Source organism: Solibacillus sp. FSL K6-4121 (assembly GCF_038002585.1).
Taxonomy (GTDB): Bacteria; Bacillota; Bacilli; order Bacillales_A; family Planococcaceae; genus Solibacillus; species Solibacillus faecavium.
Genome location: NZ_JBBOCS010000002.1, coordinates 13,438 through 30,110, shown reverse-complemented (window position 1 = coordinate 30,110; position 16,673 = coordinate 13,438). Strand labels below are relative to the sequence as shown.

The 16,673-nt window shown below is 38.4% G+C and carries 14 protein-coding genes; 1 reads left to right on the top strand and 13 read right to left on the bottom strand.

Features of this window, described 5'->3' with window-relative positions; translation table 11 throughout:
* Positions 1 to 167: 167 nt before the first annotated feature.
* The 9 genes from MHH95_RS09555 to MHH95_RS09515 all read right to left on the bottom strand — a co-directional run bounded on the left by MHH95_RS09555 (position 168) and on the right by MHH95_RS09515 (position 9,404).
* Complete coding sequence (locus MHH95_RS09555) at positions 168 to 1,289, bottom strand: Nif3-like dinuclear metal center hexameric protein (protein WP_340727346.1); 1,122 nt, start codon at positions 1,287 to 1,289, stop codon at positions 168 to 170.
* Positions 1,286 to 1,981 carry a tRNA (adenine(22)-N(1))-methyltransferase gene (locus MHH95_RS09550; RefSeq protein ID WP_191698279.1) on the bottom strand — a complete coding sequence of 232 codons (696 nt, stop codon included), beginning with the start codon at positions 1,979 to 1,981 and terminating at the stop codon, positions 1,286 to 1,288. The genes MHH95_RS09555 and MHH95_RS09550 overlap by 4 nt, the downstream gene beginning before the upstream one ends.
* 138 nt (positions 1,982 to 2,119) lie before the next feature.
* On the bottom strand, positions 2,120 to 2,458 hold the full coding sequence (locus tag MHH95_RS09545) for a c-type cytochrome (protein ID WP_340727345.1): 339 nt from the start codon (positions 2,456 to 2,458) through the stop codon (positions 2,120 to 2,122).
* Between the two features lie 150 nt (positions 2,459 to 2,608).
* Positions 2,609 to 3,745 (bottom strand): acyl-CoA dehydrogenase family protein, encoded by a 1,137-nt coding sequence (locus MHH95_RS09540; protein ID WP_340727344.1) that lies wholly within the window; start codon positions 3,743 to 3,745, stop codon positions 2,609 to 2,611.
* A 175-nt stretch (positions 3,746 to 3,920) separates the two neighbouring features.
* Positions 3,921 to 4,478, bottom strand: a complete 558-nt coding sequence (locus MHH95_RS09535) for a hypothetical protein (RefSeq protein ID WP_340727343.1) — start codon at positions 4,476 to 4,478, stop codon at positions 3,921 to 3,923.
* A 164-nt stretch (positions 4,479 to 4,642) separates the two neighbouring features.
* The gene (gene rpoD / locus MHH95_RS09530) at positions 4,643 to 5,770 is read right to left on the bottom strand and encodes an RNA polymerase sigma factor RpoD (protein WP_191698283.1); all 1,128 of its coding nucleotides are present in this window, start codon (positions 5,768 to 5,770) and stop codon (positions 4,643 to 4,645) included.
* A gap of 30 nt (positions 5,771 to 5,800) precedes the next feature.
* Entirely contained in the window at positions 5,801 to 7,630 is a 1,830-nt protein-coding gene (gene dnaG, locus MHH95_RS09525) for a DNA primase (protein WP_340727342.1), read from the bottom strand.
* Between the two features lie 311 nt (positions 7,631 to 7,941).
* Positions 7,942 to 8,757, bottom strand: a complete 816-nt coding sequence (locus tag MHH95_RS09520) for a pyruvate, water dikinase regulatory protein (protein WP_340727341.1) — start codon at positions 8,755 to 8,757, stop codon at positions 7,942 to 7,944.
* Positions 8,758 to 8,765: 8 nt separating this feature from the next.
* On the bottom strand, positions 8,766 to 9,404 hold the full coding sequence (locus tag MHH95_RS09515) for a helix-turn-helix transcriptional regulator (RefSeq protein ID WP_340727340.1): 639 nt from the start codon (positions 9,402 to 9,404) through the stop codon (positions 8,766 to 8,768).
* A gap of 397 nt (positions 9,405 to 9,801) precedes the next feature.
* Here MHH95_RS09515 and MHH95_RS09510 point away from each other — a divergent pair, with 397 nt between their 5' ends.
* Positions 9,802 to 11,190, top strand: coding sequence for a glycine--tRNA ligase (locus MHH95_RS09510; protein WP_340727339.1), 1,389 nt, complete (start codon positions 9,802 to 9,804; stop codon positions 11,188 to 11,190).
* Between the two features lie 472 nt (positions 11,191 to 11,662).
* On the opposite strand, the gene MHH95_RS09505 is transcribed toward MHH95_RS09510, so the two are convergent.
* The 4 genes from MHH95_RS09505 to MHH95_RS09490 all read right to left on the bottom strand — a co-directional run bounded on the left by MHH95_RS09505 (position 11,663) and on the right by MHH95_RS09490 (position 16,656).
* Positions 11,663 to 12,436, bottom strand: coding sequence for an IclR family transcriptional regulator (locus MHH95_RS09505; RefSeq protein ID WP_340727338.1), 774 nt, complete (start codon positions 12,434 to 12,436; stop codon positions 11,663 to 11,665).
* Positions 12,437 to 12,551: 115 nt separating this feature from the next.
* Complete coding sequence (locus MHH95_RS09500; protein ID WP_340727337.1) at positions 12,552 to 13,691, bottom strand: CaiB/BaiF CoA transferase family protein; 1,140 nt, start codon at positions 13,689 to 13,691, stop codon at positions 12,552 to 12,554.
* 5 nt (positions 13,692 to 13,696) lie between these two features.
* Complete coding sequence (locus MHH95_RS09495; RefSeq protein ID WP_340727336.1) at positions 13,697 to 15,670, bottom strand: TRAP transporter permease; 1,974 nt, start codon at positions 15,668 to 15,670, stop codon at positions 13,697 to 13,699.
* A 26-nt stretch (positions 15,671 to 15,696) separates the two neighbouring features.
* A complete protein-coding gene (locus MHH95_RS09490) occupies positions 15,697 to 16,656 on the bottom strand; it encodes a TAXI family TRAP transporter solute-binding subunit (protein ID WP_191698291.1) in 960 nt (319 codons plus the stop codon).
* Between the last annotated feature and the right edge of the window lie 17 nt (positions 16,657 to 16,673).

The window sequence follows — 16,673 nt, the reverse complement described above, 5'->3', positions numbered from 1 at the left end:
AAAAATAACCAAAATAAGCGGAGATATTCCGCCTATTGATTAAAAAAGCATGTAATTTACAGAATTTCATGTGAATAACCGGAATTCCTCCGTTTATTTCACTTAAAATGAGCGAAATTATAAAAATAAAGGGAATTCCTCCGCTTATTTTTCTCCCGGATCACATTCTAAATAAATTTAAACGGCTCTGTATGCATCTTGGATTGAAGAAACTCGACAGGTAACTTTTTATCAGTACATAAAGTCGTCATTTTATCTGCGACTCCTTTAATCATCACTTTTTCTACGTGATGACCAGGATCAATAATGCTTAAACCATCCAATTCCGCACTTTGAGCCATATGGAAGCCAATATCTCCTGTTACAAATACATCGGCTCCTGCAAATTTTGCTGTACGAATATACTTATTGCCGTCACCACCAACGACAGCAACCTTTTGCACAGGCTGATCAAGTGGACCAACTGCACGCAGGCAGGGGACATCTAATTGAACCTTCACAAATTCCGCGAATTCACGTAATGTCATCGGTTCTTTTAATTTTCCGATACGTCCCAAACCTTCTTCGTTTGTCGCAACATCCATCGTAAATAAATCATACGCAGGTTCTTCATATGGATGACTATTTAACATAGCCTTTAATATTTTGTTTTTCATCGACTGCGGGAATACAACTTCAACTTTCTCTTCCTGCTCTATATGCAGTTCCCCTATTTCACCTACAGCAGGATCTGCTCCTTCTACTGCGCGGAAACGTCCTTTACCAGCGAGTGTGTAGCTGCATGCTTCATAATTCCCTAATCGTCCGGCTCCAGCTTTAGCTAAAACTTCGCGCAACTCATCAGCATCGTCAACAGGAACAAAAACAGCAAGCTTCATCATTTTTTCCTCGTAGGAAATATCCAAAATCCGTCGCTCTTCCAATTGCAGAGCATCTGCCAATAAGTCATTTACCCCACCTGGTGCGACATCTAAATTTGTATGGGCTGCATATACGGCAATATCGTTTTTTAGACATTTTTCATATAATGCGCCTTGCGGATTATCTGTTCGTAAATTGGATAATTTCATGAAGATCGGTGGGTGATGGGCAATAATAAGTTCACACCCATTTTCAATCGCTTCGTCGACCACTTCATGTGTCACGTCTAACGTAACAAGCACTTTTGAGACGGGTTTATTTAATGTTCCGATAGCCAATCCAATCGGGTCATTAGGCATACATGCATATTTTTTCGGTGACCATGATTCGAACAGTTGAATAATTTCGTTGCCATTTACTGACTTCACGCAATCGCCTCCTGTACCAGTTTTATTAAGTGTGTTAATTCTTCATGCTTTGCTTGATTTTCAGGCGTGCTTTCCGCTTGTGCAATCGCTTGTTGAACACGTTCCCAATTGGCGATTTCGCGCGACCATTTCTGTACAAAAACGGGTGATTTTGTACTCATTAACTTTGGTCCAAGTAAAATTTCTGCTTCCGTTAACTTCATTTCTCCGCGCTGTAAAACGAGCACTTCATAAACTTTGCCGTCCTCTTCCAAAATTACTTCGTCCTGAATTGCCCAACGATTCGCAAGCGCCCATTCCCGAATCGCTTTAGCATGGATATTTGGCTGTAAAATTAGGCGGGTAACCGTTTTTAATGCCTGTGGATGCTTTTCTAGAATTGAAACGATTAAAGGGCCACCCATTCCTGCAATTGTTACTGCAGTTATCTCATCCCCTTCTTCTACTGCGGCTAAACCATCGGCCATGCGAACTGTAATTTTATCGGTTAAACCTTCTGTCCGTACTTGTTTAACTGCTGATTCATAAGGTCCCTTAACTACTTCACCCGCTACTGCACGAGAAGCAATCCCTTTATGCACTAAATAACATGGTAGGTATGCATGGTCACTGCCAATATCAGCTACAACTGCCCCTGTAGGTACAAATGAAGCAACCTTTTCTAGTCGTTTTGAAAGTTTTTGTGCGTTCATATTAAATATCCTCATTTCTATATCACAAACTAACTATATTATATAGAACTTTTGTAAAAACGTCTCTTTCCAACAAATATTTGCATATCAAAAAAGTGCAGAAAATAGATTTCTCTAATTTCTACACTTTTATGATCTTTACAGACCAGAAATATATTCTGCTACCGCTTCCGCTTCAGCTTCATTTTTAAGAATTGGTGGCATAGCGCCGCTTTCCGAACCATTTAATGCTACATCTTTAATATGTTCTGCATCTAAGCCAACAATACTAGGACCTCCGCCACCAGTTAAATCTCCACCGTGACAAGAAATACAGTTCTTTTGAGCGATATCTTCACCGCTTAGTTCAGCAGTTTCGCCTGCATGATCACCATCCGCACTGTTTTTATCAGCTGCACCCTCAAATGACATGAAGAAAATTAGTGCTATACCGAATGCCATGATAAGCGTGTAAGGAATAAGTGGATTGTTTTTCATTGCGTTCCCCTCCCTCATTAAATATTCTATTTCTTTCTAGGCAAATGCCTAGTAAACAATACTAATTGTACTTGATTCACTAGAAAACTAAAAGACCTATCGGACAACTTTTACTAGCTTTGTAACAATTTATCCAATTTGTCATTTTCATCACAATATATGTCTTGCAATTACCATTTTCTGTACTTCCGAAGTACCTTCTCCGATTTCCAATAACTTTGCATCACGTAAATAGCGCTCTACTTCATATTCTTTCATATAGCCATAGCCGCCATGGATTTGAATCGCCTCATCGCAAACTTCCATCGCCATTTCCGAAGCATAGTATTTTGCAATAGCTGCCTCTTTGCCGAATGGTCGTCCTTGGTCTTTTAACCAGGCTGCTTTGTAAACAAAAGTTCGAGCTAGTTGTACTTTTACCTCCATATCAGCCAATTTAAACTGTGTTGCCTGGAATTGTGATAAAGTCTTACCAAATTGCTTACGTTCTTTTGCATACTTAATTGCTTTATCTAAAGCACCTTGGGCAATCCCAACTGCCATTGCCGCAATACCGATACGTCCTCCATCAAGTGTCGTTAAAAATTGCTTAAAGCCATTCCCTCTTACACCTAATAGATTTTCTTCAGGAACACGCACATTCTCCAAAATAAGTTCTGTCGTATTGGATGCATTTAAACCCATTTTTTCGTACTCTGATTTAATTGTGAAGCCTTGTGCATCAGTCGGCACAATGATTGCACTAATTTCTTTATGATCACCATTACGGCCAGTAATCGCTGTCAATGCCAAATGTTTTGCGAAACTAGCATTTGTTATAAAAACTTTTGACCCGTTAATAACAAACTCCCCATTTTCCAATGATGCTGTCGTTTCAGTACCCCCAGCATCCGATCCCGCGTTAGGTTCAGTTAATCCGAACGCGCCAAATGATTCTCCTGTACAAATCGGTGTCAAATATTTTTCTTTTTGCTTCTCTGTACCAAATAAATGTAATGGTGCACCGCCTAACGAAATATGAGCCGAATACGTAATACCTGTTGATGCACATGTACGGCTTAATTCCTCTGTGACAATAGCAAAGCTAATCGTGTCTGCTCCTGCCCCGCCATATTCTTCCGGAAACGGTAACCCCATAATTCCCATATCAGAAAGCTGCTTGAAAACCTCTACTGGAAAGGCTTTATTTTTATCTCGTTCGATTGCTCCCGGTGCCACTACTTCATCTGAAAATTCCCGGATCATTTTTTGTAACATGCTTTGCTCTGTTGATAAATCAAAATTCATAACATTCATCCTCTCACCCTCAATGTGCTACATTCCCATTGTAATCTAAAAATCTTGTTTTTTACAGAAAATATACGCGTTTTATAGAGAAATTTGTAGAATTATATAATAAAAAAGCTATATAAAAAGTTCATAACTTTCTACATAGCCTCAAATTATAATTATGTATTGTTGTTTATAGGAAATAAATCCAAGCACCGATTATTACGAGTAAACCAAGAATGCCTGAAATCGTAAAATAAATAATTTTCATCATTATGCCACTTACTAACCAAAATACACAGTTAATAATCAAAAAGATATAAAGCATTTCATTATTACCGGCAAAATATGTCGTACTTATTTTTAAGGTAACACCTAAAGTCGCTAAAGCTGTGGCCAGTTGCAACATGACTGCCAATAAATGATTTCTTTTAGCGAAATAGAGCGCTCCGATAAGGCAACTAACTGCAAACACAGCCGCCACAGCAATGACTACCCATTCAAATTGAATGGTGAACAGCAATAATAAAATAACAAACGCACTTATAGGAAAAAATACAGCTAAATTAAACTTTTTCCGTTTTTCAACATTATGTATCGCTTTTTTGGCCTGACCTGTAATTTCATCATCGCTATGATTGCCTTCTGAATAAAGTGTCATTAAAAAATCGCAATACTGCCCTGGCAACAATTTATTTTGTTTCCAAAAGCTAATTTCATTCATAATAATCTGCTTTTTCTGATTTGACATGACTTCGCCCCATATATGTAAGTTATATATATAATTGTAATTAATACTTCAAGAATGAACATCAGTATAAAGTAACGGCACCGTTCGTAAAAACCAATACTTATTAACTAAAATATATAAGAAAAAAAGATGAAGAAAAAAATTCTTCATCTTTTCCATATTCCCTATTCTAGGAAGTCTTTCAAGCGTTTTGAACGAGATGGGTGGCGAAGTTTACGTAATGCTTTTGCCTCGATTTGACGAATACGTTCACGTGTAACGCCAAATACCTTACCTACTTCTTCCAATGTACGAGTACGACCATCATCTAAACCGAAACGTAGACGTAGTACATTCTCTTCACGGTCTGTTAATGTATCTAGTACATCTTCCAGTTGTTCTTTTAAAAGCTCATATGCTGCATGATCAGAAGGTGATTGTGCTTCTGAGTCTTCAATGAAGTCTCCTAAGTGCGAATCATCTTCTTCCCCAATTGGCGTTTCTAAAGAAACCGGTTCTTGAGCAATTTTCAAAATTTCACGTACTTTTTCAGGTGTTAAGTCCATTTCTTCTCCAATTTCCTCTGGAGATGGCTCACGACCTAAATCTTGCAGAAGTTGACGTTGAACACGGATTAATTTGTTAATCGTTTCAACCATGTGCACTGGTATACGAATCGTACGTGCTTGGTCTGCAATGGCACGTGTAATTGCCTGACGAATCCACCATGTTGCATATGTTGAGAACTTAAATCCTTTGCGGTGATCAAACTTTTCAACCGCTTTAATAAGTCCCATGTTTCCTTCTTGGATAAGGTCTAAAAACAACATGCCTCGACCAACGTAGCGCTTTGCAATAGATACTACAAGACGTAGGTTCGCTTCTGCTAAACGTTTACGAGCTTCTTCATCACCTTGTTCAATACGTTCTGCTAAACGAATTTCTTCCTCAGCAGAAAGTAAATCCACGCGTCCAATTTCTTTTAAATACATGCGTACTGGATCGTTAATTTTAACACCCGGAGGAACACTTAAATCATTTAAATCAAAAGCTTCTTCACTAGATTCTTGCTTAGAAAGTGCTTCTTCTTCAAATTCTTCTTTACCTTCAACAGTTACATCATTTTTTTCGATCTCATCGGCAAAGTTGAAAATTTCTTCATTTTCTAATTCAAAAAAGGCTAATGTATCTGAAATTTCCTTCATTGACATTTCGCCAACTTGTTTTGCTTTAGCTAAAAGTTGCTTTTTTACTTGCTCTAATGAAACCCCGTTTACCACCGTATCTTTTGAATGTTTTGACTTGTCCGCCATAAACCTTCCTCCTTCTAAAAACAAATCGAGTTAAACGCCCATTTTTATCCTTCTGCTTAATTCGATAATTTGCTGGGCAATTTCAAGTGCTCGTCTATGCTCGTGCATCTTTTCTGCTTCTTTTTGTTTATGCTTTAGTTCTTCTATTTTTAGTTCTAATCGACGTTTTTCGATTTGTTTTAAACAATCGTTAATTTCCGCTTCTCCATTATCAGGGTCACGTTCAAGTAACGCAGCATCCATCACAATTTTGCGTAAATCATTATCATTTAAAACTTCAACGAACCGATGAAAATCAGCCATTTCATATTCTTCGTAAAATCCGGTTAAACGTACAAATACGGATAAATATTCCTCATGAATGAACGGTTCATTATTTCCTTCTCGAAGCACTTTGTTCACAATATTTACATCATGCAACATATAGGCTAAAAGTATACTTTCTGCACGATCTGTTGCATCTTTTTTGCGATCCCGCTGCATTTGGGTACTCGATACATTCACTGTACTTTGTTCGCGTTTTTTTTCTTTCACATTATCCGCAGCGATTTTTCGTAATTGCGTACTAATCGCTTCTTGAGAAATATTAGTCTCATTGGAAAGTTGACGAATGTATAAATCTCTTTCAATAGGAGAAGTATTATTTTTTAACGTCTCAAGTACTTCCTGAATGTACTGAAGTGTGTCATTTTCAAACTGAAAATTTTTGCCACGTTTAGCATGCATCATCATAAATGCAATATACGCGTGTGGCTTTTCGATTATTTGGTTTTTAAATGCTTCTTGACCATGTGTACGAATGTAATCATCCGGGTCAAGTTTATCCGGTATAACAGCAACTTCGACTTTAATTTTTTCTTCATTGAGCATTTGTGCAGCCCGCTTTGCCGCTTCAAAACCAGCATTATCACCATCATAGCAAACTGTAACTTGCTGAACTAAGCGTTTGAGCTTTGTAATATGCTGGGGTGTTAGCGACGTACCCATCGTTGCAACTGCATTGAATATGCCTGCACGATTAGCTGCCAATACATCAATAAAGCCTTCCATTAAAATAACTTGTCTTACTTTTCGAATTGATGCTCGTGCCTTATCTAAATTATAAAGCACTTGACTTTTATGAAAGATAGGCGTTTCAGGACTATTCAGGTACTTAGCATCTTCGCCATCCGTATTTAAAATCCTGCCTGAAAATGCTATTGGCTTTCCATTTTCATCTCGAATAGGAAACATAATCCGTCCACGGAAACGATCAAAATAGCTGCCGTCGCTTTCTTTTTGGATAATAAGACCGCTTTCAGCCATTTCCGATAAGTCATACCCTTTACGCTCCAATAATATTGAAAGCGTATCCCAATTCGGTAAAGCCCATCCTATTTGATGTGTTTCGATTTGTTCCTGTGTAAATCCTCTTTCAAGTAAATAATTTAATGCAGGTTCGCCGTCTTCAGTGTTTATCAAAATATGATGATAAAACTCTACTGCAAAATTATGAGCTTCTCTCATTTGTTGTTCTTTTTTTGAGACGGTCGAATTCGACATTGTCTGTTCAGTCGATAATTCCATTTCAAGCGGAATCCCTGCACGCTGACTTAATTTAATGAGTGCATCTGGAAACGACAATTGTTCAATGTCCATTACAAAAGTGATTGCATTTCCTCCAGCGCCACAGCCAAAACAATGAAAAATCTGTTTATCGGTAGAAACAGAAAATGAAGGTGTTTGCTCTCCATGAAACGGACATAAGCCGAAATAGTTGCGCCCTTTTTTCGTCAATTGCATATAATCACTTATAACATCGACTATATCCGACTGCGAGCGAATTTGTTCAATCACATGTTCAGGTATTTTTCCAGCCACATTATCACCATCTACACTATTCGAGATAAATTACAAAAATCCTCTAAAATACGACAAAATTTATAAAACAAATTTGTAATTACTCTATAATTAATATTTTTACCACAATTTTAATATTATAAAACAAAAAGACTACTGTTGCTATAATTTTTCGTAAAAAATATAAGAAAAAAGGCTAAATAGAACGATTTTTATCGATTTCTATAAGTTTCAACTAGATCAAAAGTATAAATCTTAATATATCAAAAGAATAAAATATCCTTCCACTAAAAAAACCTCCCCTTCTAGTCGTCAAGAGGTGGCTTTAGAGTCTATTTACATTCAAGCTCTAGCATATCTAATATTTTATGGGCTGTTTCTTCTACAGCACGATTCGTCACATCAATGGCACGACAGCCAATTTTATCGACAATGCTATAAAAGTAGCGAATTTCTTCTTCGATTCTATTATGTTGTGCATAAAAAGCGTCTTCTGTTAAACCTAACGTAATTAAGCGCTCTTTCCGAATGTTATTTAACTTTTCAGGCGTAATGACCAACCCAAAGCACTTTTTCGGATCGATTTGCATTAATTCTATAGGCGGCTTAACTTCAGGAACTAGTGGAACGTTCGCTACTTTATATCTTTTATGCGCTAAATATTGGGATAAAGGTGTTTTTGAAGTTCTTGATACACCAATTAGTACAATATCGGCCAGTAAAATACCGCGCGGATCTTGTCCGTCGTCATATTTTACAGCAAATTCAATCGCTTCGATTTTCTTGAAGTAATCATCATCCAATTGATGGACTAAACCAGGCTTTTGCAATGGCTTCTCATCAAAGGAAGTTTCGATTAAATCGAGCATTGAACCTAATAGGTCAATAACAGGTACATTATATTCCATAGCAGTTTTTAGTAGGGCAAGACGCATGTTCTTTTCAACTAGTGTAAATACAATTGTCGCCCCATTTGTTTGAGCAATTTGCACAATTTTTTCAAGCACATCTATATGTGTTATATGTGGAAACTTACGAATTCTTACTTTTTCGAAGTTTGGTCGAAATTGGCTAACTACGGCTTTAACAGCTGCTTCTCCTGTTTCCCCAACAGAATCGGATACGACAAATATTGTCAATTTTTTCATAAAATCACCTATAAATCATGAGTTTCAGCTAATGAAATAAATGCCCGGGTAATACTTGTTTTCGTTAATCGTCCCGTAATAATAAGCCCTTGCTCAGTTTCTTCTACAACTGGCACGGAATCAATTTCCCGTTCAATTAATTTTTTTGCTGTATTTACTAATGTATCGGATTTAAGACAATACGCGATATTCGGCATTCTTGTCATAATTATATGCACAGGCATTTTATTTAAATCCTGAGTCCCGATACTGGAACGTAATAAGTCTTTTCGCGATAATACACCTTGCAGCATTTCATTTTTATCAACTACAAACAGAGTCCCTACATCTTCAGAGAACATATGTATTATAGCTTCATATACTGTCATCTCTTCTGAAACAACTACAGGAACAGATTGGAAATCTTTTACTTTTAAATTTAGCATCGATTCTGTAAAGGCAGCCGTTGATTTTTTCCCCGCATAAAAATAGCCGACACGAGGTCGCGCATCCAAAAAACCTGCCATCGTTAATATGGCTAAGTCCGGTCTTAAAGTAGCCCGTGTTAATCCTAGGCGCTCGGCAATATGTTCGCCCGTAATAGGACCATTTTCTTTTACAATTTGCAAGATTGCATCTTGACGTTTATTGAGTTCGATTGGACTCACCCGCTTCAAATAATGTTATACTTTTTCCTCAATTATTATATACTATTTTCTTCTATATTGCGAAGAAAACAATCCCATGCTACAATATGAGCGAACAATTTAATTTCATATGTAAGCGATGAAGGGAATAATAAGTATCAATTCTAACATGAGCGAGTAGGGATAGTGCAAGCCTACAGCGAATTGAGAAACGGCACCCCTGAGCTCATTTTATAAAAGAGGTTTTTATTTATTTAAAAACAAGCGGGGTGGAACCGCGGGTATATCGTCATGATGCACTCGTCCCCGGGCATGAAGTTTGTGCCCGGAGACGGGTGCTTTTTATCTTCTTGCAGCGCGTACCGAAGAAATTCTGATACTGCGCTCAATTATTAATATTTATTAGGAGGGATTTTTCATGGCAGAAAAATCAATGGAAACTATTGTATCATTAGCAAAACATCGCGGATTCGTATTCCCTGGATCTGAAATTTACGGTGGTTTAGCAAACACTTGGGATTACGGTCCACTAGGTGTGGAATTAAAAAACAATGTTAAAAAAGCTTGGTGGCAAAAATTCGTTCAGGAATCTGAACACAACGTAGGATTAGACGCAGCAATTTTAATGAATCCAAAAGCTTGGGTTGCTTCTGGTCACGTTGGTAACTTCAACGACCCAATGATCGACTGTAAATCTTGTAAAGCTCGTCACCGTGCAGACAAATTAATCGAGGATGCAAACTTAGCTAAAACGGGCGAAGAAATCATCGTTGACGGTATGACATTCGACCAAATGAAAGCAAAAATGGAAGAGCTTGAAGTAGCTTGTCCTGATTGTGGCAAAATCGATTTCACAGATATCCGTCAATTCAACTTAATGTTCAAAACGTTCCAAGGTGTAACTGAATCTTCAACAAATGAAATCTTCCTACGTCCTGAAACAGCACAAGGGATCTTCGTGAACTTCAAAAATGTTCAACGTTCTATGCGTAAACGTACACCATTTGGTATCGCACAAGTAGGTAAATCTTTCCGTAACGAAATTACACCAGGTAACTTCACATTCCGTACACGTGAATTTGAACAAATGGAATTAGAATTCTTCTGTAAGCCAGGTGAAGACTTAGAGTGGCACGAATACTGGAAAAACTTCTGTAAAAACTGGTTATTAAACTTAGGCATGAACGAAGAATCTATGCGTATGCGTGACCATGAGGAAGATGAGTTGTCTCACTACTCAAATGCAACTTCTGATATCGAATTCCGCTTCCCATTCGGCTGGGGCGAGCTATGGGGTATCGCTGACCGTACAGACTTCGACTTAAAACAACATATGGAGCATTCAGGTGAAGATTTCACGTACATTGATCCAATTACAAACGAACGCTATGTACCATACTGCATCGAGCCATCTTTAGGTGCTGACCGTGTAACATTAGCATTTTTATGTGACGCTTATGATGAAGAAGCGTTAGAAGGCGATGACAAACGTACCGTATTACGTTTCCACCCTGCACTAGCACCATTCAAAGCAGCAGTGTTACCATTATCGAAAAAATTATCAGACGAAGCAGGCGAAGTATGGGCTGACTTACGTAAATCTTTCCCGGTTGACTTCGACGAGTCTCAATCAATCGGTAAACGTTACCGCCGCCAAGATGAAATCGGTACACCATTCTGTATCACATACGATTTCGATTCAAAAGAAGACGGCCAAGTAACAGTTCGTCACCGTGATTCTATGGAACAAATCCGCATGCCGATTGCTGAGGTTAAGGCTTATATTGAGAAGCATTTAGTATTCTAAGTATCAAATTTAATTATAGCTTACAGTAGGCATGCGGATTTGCCGATTGCTGATGTTAAGGCTTATATTGAGAAACATTTAGTATTCTAATTCCCAAATAAATATGGATAATTAAGGCACTTTCCGTTCGTTCTCGAATAGAAAGTGCTTTTTTTCTTACCCTATTATATTTAGTAACTTCAATATGAACCGAGCAATGAAAATAAGCGGAGTTTTTGCTGTTATTTTAAAAATGGCGCTTATTTTTGAATAAATAAGGGGAGATTTTCCGCTTATGGTACGTAAAAAGCCATCCTACCTATGTTATTTGGGTCAATAGACGGAATTTCTCCGCTTATTTTGGCTATTTTTTTACCTTTTTTCTAAATAAGCGGAATTTCTCCCTCTATTTCTCCAGTTACAGCTTTCCCCCACCGCCATCATCCCGCAAAAAACAAAACAATCCAACCGATTCATACCCGGTTGGATTGTTTTATTTATTCAGCTGCTTTTCAATATCGAATTTAGCCTGTAGGATCAAGTCGCGCAAAGTGTCAAATTGTCCTTCATCAAAGCGTGCTTCCGGAATAATAATCGCAATCGATGCAATCGGTCTTCCGTTTGAGATAATGGCTGTACTGAACGAACAGGCTCCAACTATACGTTCTGCTCTTGTAAAAATGTATTGTTGTTCACGTACTCGCTGTAGCTGTTGCATCAATTGTTCACGATCAACAACCGTATTTTCTGTCACACGCTGTAATTCCACATTATTTAAATACTCATCAATTTCTTTCTGGGGTAAGAACGCCAGCATTGATTTTGCAGAGGCGCCTGCATATAGCGGCGACGTATCTCCTACATGATTACGGGCCGATAATGCATAATTACTTTCAATGTTCATAATACAACGGCGCTCATTGCCATCAATAATACTCATCGAAATACTTTCATTTGTTATGTGGTTAAGCTGTTGAAGAATAGGCTGCGCAATTGTAATGATGCTGGATTCTTCCTCGACTAACTTCCCTAAGTGAATTAATGATAAGCCAAGTTGATAATGCTTAGTCCGATCATCTCGAATTAGAAATCCTTCATAGACTAAAGTAGCTACAAATCTTTGGAGACTCGATAAGCCGATTCCAGTTTTTTTATTTAATTCTGTTAAAGACAGCTTTGGTTGTTCTTTTGTGAAGGCACGTAGTATAACTATTGTTTTTTGTACGGTTTGCATTAAATACATTTTTTCAAACTTGTTTTGCTCCATCCAGACGCCCCCTTTTCCTAATAGTATCAAAATTAATTGGAAGAAAAAAGAGGGCTTATGCTAAAAGTCACAATTACCTTTTCTGCCATTTATTCTATGGCAAAATCTTTATACTTCAGCTTTTATTCATTTTCAAAATTTCTTCAGTATGCTCACCTAAAAGTGGTGGGCCGCTATCGTAGGAAATATTCAATTCGGAATATTGCAATGGATTTTTCACAAATTTTACAGTACCGTATACTGGATGATCCATTTCCCCTATTAAATTGCGTGCAATGACTTGAGGTTGTTGAAACGCCTCTGCTACAGTATTGACGCGTCCACCCGGAATTTTAAACTTCTGCAATAACTCGATCCATTCATCACGGGTTTTTGTTTTAGTAACCTCAGAAATTAACGCCGTCAATACAGGTTCATTTTGCTTACGTAGCGTATTCGTTTTAAAACGTTCATCCAAAGTCCACTCACGTCGATTAACCATTTCACAAAACTTTCTAAATTGATCTTCGGTCCCTACACAAAACATGAGCGGACCATCTGCGCATTCAAATACTTGATACGGTGCTACGTTATTATGTTTGTTACCGAGCCTGGATGATTCGAAGCCTGTATTTAAATAGGCACTTGAAATATTCGCAAGGGAGCTCATCTGTACGTCAAGCAGTGCTAAATCGATAAACTGACCTCGCCCCGTTAAATCACGCATGCGCAATGCTGATAAAATACCGATTACTACATAATGGGAGGTTAAAATATCAGCAATTGGCACCCCCACTTTCGTTGCTTCTCCATCCGGATGTCCTGTTACATCCATTAAGCCGCTCATCGCCTGGATGACTGGATCAAATCCGGGTTCGTTGGCAAGTGGGCCAGTTTGACCAAAGCCGGTCACAGAACATTGAATGATGCGCGGATTAATTTGTTTAAGATTTTCATAATCGAGCCCCATCTTTTTCATATCGCCCGTTTTAAAGTTATCAATAATAACATCCGACTCTTTTACTAAATCCAATAGGACCTCTTTATCCGAAGTTTCCTTTAAGTTTAAGATAATCGACTTTTTATTACGATTGGCACTAATATAATAAGTGCTCTCACCATTTATGAACGGACCCCAATCACGCATACTGTCAGAGCCATTCGGATGCTCGATTCGAATAACCTCTGCACCTAAATCCGCTAAAATCATCGTTCCTGCTGGTGCCGCATAGACACGGGATAAATCCAATATTTTAATATTTTCCAATGGGCGCATCCCCATCACCTCGCTTCTTCACCTTTTATTAACGATGGTACAACTTTACGTTCAGGCTGCTTCATCATAATTTGTGTTGTAACAGCAATGCCAATCAATGCCAAAGCAATTAAGTTATAGATTATAGTTGTATCCATTAGCGCAATTCCTGCGAAAAAGAAAACAAGACGCTCCATAAAATATGTTCGGCGAAGTAAATACCCTTTAATACCAGCCGCGATCGATACGCCACCGATACATGCTGTAATTGCCGCTATAATGTATTCTCCGATTGTTCCGCCTGTGAGCAGAAGGGCCGGATTGAAAATGAAGAAGAACGGTACAATAAAGCCAATCAACCCTAAGCGAACCGATTCAAACGAGACTTTATTTGGTGATTCACCCGCAATACCGGCAGCTGCATATGGTGCTAATGCTACAGGTGGTGTAATACTGGATAAAGCAGCAAAGTAAAAGGCAAACATATGGGCTGCAATCGCCGGTACACCTAATTGAGTTAAGATCGGTACTGAAATGGTTGCCACAATAATATATGCTGCAGTGGCTGGAATACCCATCCCCAATACGATACTAATAACCGCTGTTAAAATGGCCGCAAGCATGACACTGTCTCCAGCAAAGCTTAATACGTTATTACCGATGATTAAGCCGATACTTGTCAATGTAATTGTTGCAATGACAATGCCGACAATCGCACAGGCAATCCCAACACTTATTGCTCCTTTGACCCCTTCAACGACCGAATCAATTACCGTTTTTAAGTTCATACGTGTATGTTTGCGAATGGCCGCTGTTGGCACTACTGCAAATAATGCAAAGATGGCCGCATATATTGGCGAAAATCCGGCAAACAACATAAATAATAAAATAAATAATGGAATTAATAAATGCCCGCCATTTTTTAAAACTTGCTTGGCTACTGGAATATTTTCCTTTGAAATACCCGATAAACCCATTTTTTTCGCTTCAAAGTGAACGATCATAAACAACGTTAAATAGTAGAGTACTGCCGGGATAATGGCAGCCAGCATGACAACAGAATAGGAAACACCTAAATACTCAGCCATAATGAAGGCAGCAGCACCCATGACAGGTGGTGCAATTAATCCGCCTGTAGAAGCAACAGCCTCTACAGCCCCAGCAAATTTTTTCGAATAGCCGGCTTTTTTCATCATTGGGATCGTAACAGTACCGGTTGTAACAACATTACTTACAGCACTTCCGCTAATCGTCGCCATAAGTGCACTTGCAAATACCGCAACCTTTGCCGGTCCACCTGCTGTACGCCCTGCAATTGTTAGCGCCAGGTCATTAATGAAATCTGAAAAGCCACTATTTTTCAAGAAGGCACCAAACAGTACGAAAATGAAAATGTATGTTGCCGATACACCAAGGGCAGTACCGAAAATACCTTGTCCACCCCAGAACATAATGTTGATAATACGCTCTAAGCTGAATCCGTAATGTCCTAGAATACCTGGAATATATGCACCGAAGAAGTTGTAGGCTAAGAAGAACAGCGCAATTAATGTCAGTGCATTGCCGACAACGCGGCGTGCTGCTTCAAACAATAATATAATAGCTATTGCGCCGACCCATAGATCAAGAACCGTATTTTCACCTGCGCGGTCCCGAACTAAAATATCGTATACAATAACAAAATATAATGTCACGAATATCGATAATGTAATACAAATGCTATCAAACCATGTTGGCAATCTTCTCGTCCCTACACTTTTCTTTGTTGCCGGATAAAATATAAAGCTAAATAAAAGTAGAAATCCTAAATGCCAGGCACGGAACTTTGTTGCTTCCATTACACCGATACTGCTCATATAAATTTGGAAAATAGACCAAACAATTGCAACTCCAATAACAATTTTGCCAAATAAGCCAACATAGGTACGGGAATTTATATTTTTATCTTCGAGATCCATTAGCTGCTGTAGCTCATCTTTTTCAAGCGATTTTCCAGTCATATAGTTTCCTCCTTATCACTTTACTTTTATTCGACAACACCAATTTCACGGTAATAGCGCTCTGCTCCTGGATGAAGTGGAACATCCGCTGTTCCTGACACCGCATTTTCCGGACTGAACTGCTTTGCAATACTGTAGGATTTTTCCAGTGAGCTTAAGTTTTCCCATAACGCTTTCGTTAACTGATAAACCGTTTCTTCACTTACACTTTCGTCAATGACGATCGTACTGTATTGACCGACAGTTTGAATCGCTTCCGGCTGTTTATCATAAGTGTTTGGCTCGATTGTATAGGCAAAGTTCCAAGGGTATTCTTCTACTAAATAGTCAATTGCGCTGTCAGACATGCTTAATACTCTTGAATCTACTGTTGAGATAAGCTCTGTTGCAGCAGCTGCCGGGACCCCTGTGTATATATTGACACCTTCCACTTGACCATTTCGCATTAAATCTGTAGCTTCCGTAAACCCTACATAGTTGGCTTTAATATCATTTTCTCCAATACCATGTGCCTCAAGAACAAGTCGGGATTCCACTTCAGTGGCACTCCCTGCTGCTCCGAACACGAAGCTCGATCCTTTTAAATCTTCAATCGTTTTGTATTTATCGTTTTTTTTCACAATAATATGACTAATATTTGGATATAAGTTTCCTAGTATACGAATGTTCTCATATTGCCTTCCTTCGAAGCTTCCTACACCGTTGTAAGCTTCATATGCAATATTGACTGTAGTAAAGGAAATATTCGCCTCGCCTTTTCGCATTAAATTCAAGTTTTCTATACTTCCATTTGATGCTTGTGAAGCGACACGCTTTTCTAATTCATTTGTCCACATGGTAGAGATTCCTGCACCAAGTGAATAGAAAACACCTGTAGTGGTACCTGTTGTAAAAATTAACGGCTCTCCATATCGCTCAATATTACTTTGACAACCTACTAACAACATAGCAGCAATCGAAATAGCTGCGAGCAATTTTTTCTTCATCCGCATACCCCTTTTGA

What these genes read in the sequence shown, in the direction of transcription:
- MHH95_RS09540 (WP_340727344.1), bottom strand. Translation starts at nt 3,745, where the DNA reads ATGAATTTTGATTTATCAACAGAGCAAAGCATGTTACAAAAAATGATC.
- MHH95_RS09550 (WP_191698279.1), bottom strand. Translation starts at nt 1,981, where the DNA reads ATGAACGCACAAAAACTTTCAAAACGACTAGAAAAGGTTGCTTCATTT.
- MHH95_RS09510 (WP_340727339.1), top strand. Translation starts at nt 9,802, where the DNA reads ATGGCAGAAAAATCAATGGAAACTATTGTATCATTAGCAAAACATCGC.
- rpoD (WP_191698283.1), bottom strand. Translation starts at nt 5,770, where the DNA reads ATGGCGGACAAGTCAAAACATTCAAAAGATACGGTGGTAAACGGGGTT.
- MHH95_RS09500 (WP_340727337.1), bottom strand. Translation starts at nt 13,691, where the DNA reads ATGCGCCCATTGGAAAATATTAAAATATTGGATTTATCCCGTGTCTAT.
- MHH95_RS09490 (WP_191698291.1), bottom strand. Translation starts at nt 16,656, where the DNA reads ATGAAGAAAAAATTGCTCGCAGCTATTTCGATTGCTGCTATGTTGTTA.
- MHH95_RS09535 (WP_340727343.1), bottom strand. Translation starts at nt 4,478, where the DNA reads ATGTCAAATCAGAAAAAGCAGATTATTATGAATGAAATTAGCTTTTGG.
- MHH95_RS09505 (WP_340727338.1), bottom strand. Translation starts at nt 12,436, where the DNA reads ATGGAGCAAAACAAGTTTGAAAAAATGTATTTAATGCAAACCGTACAA.
- MHH95_RS09495 (WP_340727336.1), bottom strand. Translation starts at nt 15,670, where the DNA reads ATGACTGGAAAATCGCTTGAAAAAGATGAGCTACAGCAGCTAATGGAT.
- MHH95_RS09545 (WP_340727345.1), bottom strand. Translation starts at nt 2,458, where the DNA reads ATGAAAAACAATCCACTTATTCCTTACACGCTTATCATGGCATTCGGT.
- MHH95_RS09520 (WP_340727341.1), bottom strand. Translation starts at nt 8,757, where the DNA reads ATGAAAAAATTGACAATATTTGTCGTATCCGATTCTGTTGGGGAAACA.